6 protein-coding genes are annotated in these 4,360 nt (G+C 61.8%); 1 reads left to right on the top strand and 5 read right to left on the bottom strand.

Annotated elements, in window-relative coordinates; all coding sequences use genetic code 11:
• The 3 genes from EN984_RS24130 to EN984_RS24120 form a co-directional block, all read right to left on the bottom strand.
• The coding region (locus tag EN984_RS24130) for a DUF982 domain-containing protein (protein ID WP_164765606.1) at positions 1–185 on the bottom strand (185 nt) is incomplete at its 3' end.
• 160 nt (positions 186–345) lie between these two features.
• Complete coding sequence (locus tag EN984_RS24125) at positions 346–585, bottom strand: hypothetical protein (RefSeq protein ID WP_127271424.1); 240 nt, start codon at positions 583–585, stop codon at positions 346–348.
• 111 nt (positions 586–696) lie between these two features.
• Positions 697–1,119, bottom strand: a complete 423-nt coding sequence (locus tag EN984_RS24120; protein ID WP_127272230.1) for a hypothetical protein — start codon at positions 1,117–1,119, stop codon at positions 697–699.
• Between the two features lie 200 nt (positions 1,120–1,319).
• Here EN984_RS24120 and map point away from each other — a divergent pair, with 200 nt between their 5' ends.
• Positions 1,320–2,147, top strand: coding sequence for a type I methionyl aminopeptidase (map, locus tag EN984_RS24115; protein WP_127271537.1), 828 nt, complete (start codon positions 1,320–1,322; stop codon positions 2,145–2,147).
• A 26-nt stretch (positions 2,148–2,173) separates the two neighbouring features.
• Here map and EN984_RS24110 read toward each other — a convergent pair whose 3' ends face one another.
• Both EN984_RS24110 and EN984_RS24105 read right to left on the bottom strand, forming a co-directional pair.
• Positions 2,174–3,499: a HAMP domain-containing sensor histidine kinase gene (locus EN984_RS24110; RefSeq protein WP_127383996.1), complete on the bottom strand. Its 1,326-nt coding sequence runs from the start codon at positions 3,497–3,499 to the stop codon at positions 2,174–2,176.
• On the bottom strand, positions 3,496–4,257 hold the full coding sequence (locus EN984_RS24105) for a response regulator transcription factor (RefSeq protein WP_032900681.1): 762 nt from the start codon (positions 4,255–4,257) through the stop codon (positions 3,496–3,498). Before EN984_RS24105 ends, EN984_RS24110 begins: the two co-directional genes overlap by 4 nt.
• Positions 4,258–4,360: the final 103 nt, after the last annotated feature.

Genomic DNA, 4,360 nt, shown 5'->3' with positions numbered 1-4,360 from the left:
GTCTTGACCACGTCCACCGTGGCGCCGAAGCAGGCGTTGAACGCTTTCTGATAGATCGGGCCCTGACGGCGCGCAGGCCAGTCCTGGAGAAAATCGAGCGCCTGTTCGACGCCATAGATTTCCTCGACTGGCAGACCGGGTCCAGGCGCTATGCGCACAGGCACCTCGAATTGCAGTCTATCCATTTCCTGTCTCCCGAACGGCATCGCCGAGGCAACGCCGTTCGTCGTCAAAAGTTGCTTTGACCGGCTTCTGGCCCAGAAATGTGTCGTCACTTGGGTCGCGGGCCGCCATGTCGCGCCAAACAAATCGCGCACCCGAGATCTGTCCTGGGGTGACATATGCTCACTGGTTCGCCGGATCCGTCTCCGCGTCGAAGGCCATGCGACTGGCGGTGATCAGTACAAATACCGTCGGCACGGCGAAGATGCCGCCGAGAACAAGGGCCGCCATCGCCGACAGGCCGAGCGTCTCGGCAACCGCCCAATAGACGGTTCCGATGCAGATGAGCGCCTGGACGCAGAGGAACGCGGCAGCCGAGGCCGCGCGCGACAGGGTTTTGAAGGTCTTGATGCGTTGTTGCATTGAAAAAATCCGGAAATGACGCGCCGCGCGACCGCTGCGCGGCCGACAGCCGCCGCACGATCACGACGCGAACAGGAATAGCGATGAGGTGGGGGTACGGCCCTGGGCCGCTCAGGCCGTGATGGTCGGGGGTGCGCGCGGCTGGTTGGTGCTCGCCCCGGGAACCGAGGCGGCCCCATATCCCGAAACCATCGCTCTTTGCGATGGCCGTTCGGCCCAAAGAAAAACAGCGTCGGGGACCGGAAGCGCGGGGTGGCCGCCGGCGAACTTGACCAGGACCGGACGGCCGGCACGAACCTCCAGCGCTTGCGCCTTGCCGGTGACACGCAGCAGCGCCGCCACTTCGCCCGACCGCTCGACACCGACGCTGACACCGCTTGGCGCAGACCCCGCAAAGCCTGACGCCACCGGCAGGCCGAAGCACAGCATCGCGAGCAGCACCATGCCCATCAGGCATGAGCACGCTGCCGTCAGCGGCGCTTCAGGCCATCCGGTTTGCCTGGCCGCCGCGAAGGGACGCGATCTCGAAAACATCACCCGCCCTAACGCACCATGGCCAGAAAGGGAAGCAAACCGGGCAAAAACCGGCAAGACATCGCCCTTGCGAGGCAAATATCGGGAAGCGCGCGGCCGCATCAGACAGTTCTTCCTTGAACCTTTTGCCCTCAAGTGCCAAATCTGGGGAAATTTTCACGCTGGCTCTCCTGCAGAGCCCTACCCGCTACACGGACAAAATGGTCACCTATCTCGACGCTGCCACGGCCCCGCTCAGAAATACCGGCCAGATCCGCCTCTATGGCGAGGACGGCTTTGCCGGCATGCGCAAGGCATGCGATCTCACCGCACGCTGCCTCGACGAGCTGGTGCCGATGGTCCAGCCCGGCGTCACCACCGAAGCAATAGACCGCTTCGTCTTCGAATTCGGCATGGACCACGGCGCGCTGCCGGCGACGCTCAACTATCGCGGCTACACGAAATCGTCCTGCACCTCGATCAACCATGTCGTCTGCCATGGCATTCCCGACAACAAGCCGCTCAAGGATGGCGACATCGTCAACATCGACGTCACCTACATCCTCGACGGCTGTCACGGCGATTCTTCGCGCATGTATCCGGTCGGCACGATCAAGCGCGCCGCCGAGCGCCTGCTCGAAGTCACGCATGAATGCCTGATGCGCGGCATTGCAGCGGTCAGGCCGGGCGCCCGCACCGGCGCCATCGGCGCCGCCATCCAGACCTTTGCCGAAGGCGAGCGCTGCTCGGTGGTGCGCGACTTCTGCGGCCACGGCGTCGGCCAGTTGTTCCATGACGCGCCGAACATCCTGCATTACGGCAGCGCCAATGAAGGCGTCGAGATGCGGCCAGGCATGATCTTCACCATCGAGCCGATGATCAATCTGGGCAGGCCGCATGTGAAGGTTCTGTCGGACGGCTGGACTGCGGTGACGCGCGACCGCTCGCTGTCGGCGCAGTACGAGCACACGATCGGCGTGACCGACACAGGGTGCGAGATTTTCACGCTGTCGCCCAAAAAGCTCGATCGCCCCGGCCTGCCGGCTTAGAGCGCGTCTGCCCGGCAGGAGGCCGTCTATGCCGACTGCACGCCAGCGGCATTCGGCAGGTCGATGGTGACGACCAGTCCGCTGGGCTGGTTGTCCTCCAATTCGATCCTGCCGCCGTGACCCTGGACGATGTCGGCAACGATCGACAGGCCCAGACCGAAGCCATGCTTCGATGCAATGCCACGCGACGCGTCTTCCTTGAAGAATGGTTCGAAAACACGGGCGCGTGCCGTCATCGGAATACCCGGCCCGTCGTCCCCTACCGTGATGCGCGCCGCCGTGCCGGTCGCTGTCAAGGCGACCGTGACATTGCCAGCGAATTTGACCCCGTTGTCGCAGAGATTGGCGATCGCACGCGCCAATGCATTGGGCTTGCACCAGCCCAGGAGCCGGTCCGGCCCGGAATATGAGACAGGAAATCCGACATCGGAGAACTCGGCGCAGACGGTTTGCAGAACGCTGGCAATGTCGGCGAGCTGCAGCTTCTCCGTCGAAACATCGTTGCGCAGATAGGTCAGGGTCTCGTCGATCAAGATTTCGATGTGCTGGACATCGGACAGGATTGCGGTTCGGATGGGTCCATCATCCATACGCTCGGCGCGAAGCCGCAGCCGCGTCAACGGCGTGCGCAGATCATGACTGACGCTGCGCAACATGCGCGTGCGATTTTCGATCATCGTGCGGATGCGCGTCCTCATCCTGTTCAGGGCGCGCGCCAATCCCACCATTTCAATGGAGCCGTGTTCGACGAAGAGCTGTTCGCCATTCTCAATCTCGGCCGAACCGACTGCTGCCGAGATGCGCTTCAATGGATCCGTCACGGCCCAAACCGCAAACAGCCAGATCAGCACGGGCAAGGCGACGAAAGCCATGAACCTGTAGAACGAGGCACGGACGAGGCCCGATGTCAGCCAGGAATCGGGCATGCCGAAATGGGCCAGGACGTCCTGCTGGTCCAAGTCGATGACAAACGCGTATCGGCCGCCGATCCTTAGCCAGCGTCCATCAACCGTCCCCCTGTCGATACGCAAAAGCCATTCGACACTTCGCCATTGCAGATAGGACTGGGGAATGCCGGCTATCTGGTCCCTGGGCAATATCTCGAAATCAAAGCCGGCCCGCTTTGCTGTCGCCAGAATTGCGCCACGCGCCTCCGCCGGCGTTTCTTGCAACAAGGCAGCAACAACGCCTGCACGCCTTGCGTTATCTTCCGCGGCGGGAAGGTCGACGTTCTCTATGAAACTCTCAACGACCGAACCGACGAACATGATCACGATCACCGCGATGAAAATGATCGCCACAAACTGCCCACGCACAGACTGCGGCAGGAAACGGCGGAGGATATCACTCATGCTTCCTCCACCGTCGCGGTGAAGATATAGCCACCCAACCGAACGGTCCTCAAAAGCACCGGATCGCGCGCATCCTTTTCGATCTTCCTGCGGATTCGACTGATATGGACATCGACGCTACGCTCGATCGGCCCCGCGAGCCCGGCATGGGTTACGCCCAGAAGTTCCTCGCGAGAGAGAACCCGGCCCGCATTGCGACAAAAGGCAAGCAACAGGTCGAATTCATGCGTCGTGGTCGTAACCCGCGCATTGTTGGGGTCATGCAATTGCCGGCGTATTGGATCGAGGCGCCAGCCGTTGAAACGAAGCACCTTCGACCAGTCCCGCTCGTCTGGAGCATAGGCTGTGCGGCGCAGCAGCGCCCGTATCCTGGCCGTCAATTCGCGCGCGCTGAACGGTTTCGTCACATAGTCGTCGGCGCCGATTTCCAGCCCGAAGATGCGGTCGATTTCCTCACCGAGCGCGGTCAGCATCAGGATCGGAATGTTGGTTCCGGCACGAAGACGGCGGCAGATGTTGAGACCGTTTTCGCCCGGCAGCATGACATCGAGCACGATGAGATCGAATTTCTGGTTGCGAAGCGCGGCGTTCATCTGGACGCCGCTCTCGGCAATTTCCACGATCATGCCGTTGTCGGTGAGCGTCTCGCCCAGCATGCGCGCGATCTCAAGATCGTCTTCGACAATGAGGATGCGCGAACCTTGCCTTGCCGACCTGGATTCGGCGCTCAAATCGCTTTGGTGCCGTTGCTGTGCCATTCCGGAGTTTGTCTAGCCTGCATTTGGTGCCTGGGTAGGCGTCAGAACCGATATCCGACGAGAAGCATCCCTGAAGGCTGGATCTTTTCGACGACAACAGGGC

Source organism: Mesorhizobium sp. M7A.F.Ca.CA.004.12.1.1 (assembly GCF_003997835.1).
Classification (GTDB): domain Bacteria; phylum Pseudomonadota; class Alphaproteobacteria; order Rhizobiales; family Rhizobiaceae; genus Mesorhizobium.
This window is presented reverse-complemented; position numbering and strand designations above follow the sequence as displayed.